This window comes from Pseudomonas sp. TYF_14 (assembly GCF_043105275.1).
GTDB lineage: Bacteria > Pseudomonadota > Gammaproteobacteria > Pseudomonadales > Pseudomonadaceae > Aquipseudomonas > Aquipseudomonas alloputida.
Map to the genome: position 1 here is coordinate 1 of NZ_JBICLK010000080.1, position 498 is coordinate 498.

At 59.6% G+C, this 498-nt stretch carries 1 protein-coding gene; it reads left to right on the top strand.

Going from position 1 to position 498, the window contains the following annotated elements; all coding sequences use genetic code 11:
• The coding region (locus ACF8O8_RS20450) for an immunoglobulin-like domain-containing protein (RefSeq protein WP_392510346.1) at positions 1–498 on the top strand (498 nt) is incomplete at both ends.

The following is a 498-nucleotide window of genomic DNA, read 5'->3' on the forward strand; positions in this document are numbered from 1 at the left end:
TCACCATCAAGGCTGGCGAGACCAGCGCGCCATACACCCACGCTGCGCAGGGTGATGACGTTTACAACGACGCTGGCCAGATCAGCCTGGGCATCACGTCTGCTGTGGATATAGACGGTCGCACCTTCGAAAACCTGGCGCTGGGCGGTGCCGCGAAGGTGGATGTCACCGACACCACCGATGAAGTAGTGGCCAAGCTGACCGCGACCCCTTCGGTCACCGAAGGCGGCGAGATCACCTACACCATTACCCTGACCAACAAAGACGGCTTGCCGATCAATAACCACAGTGCATTGACCTTCACGCTGAGCGACGGCAAAACCGTCATCACCGTGCCGGCTAACGGCACCGTGGGTACTGCCACTGTCACTGCCCCGGATAACGTCTACGTCGGCGCTAACGACCCTGTCGTGAAATCGATCGCTACCGTTGAAGGTGCGGATGTCGGCAAGTTCGAGCAACTGACACTCGACAAGACCCCGGTCAGCACGTCGGTGA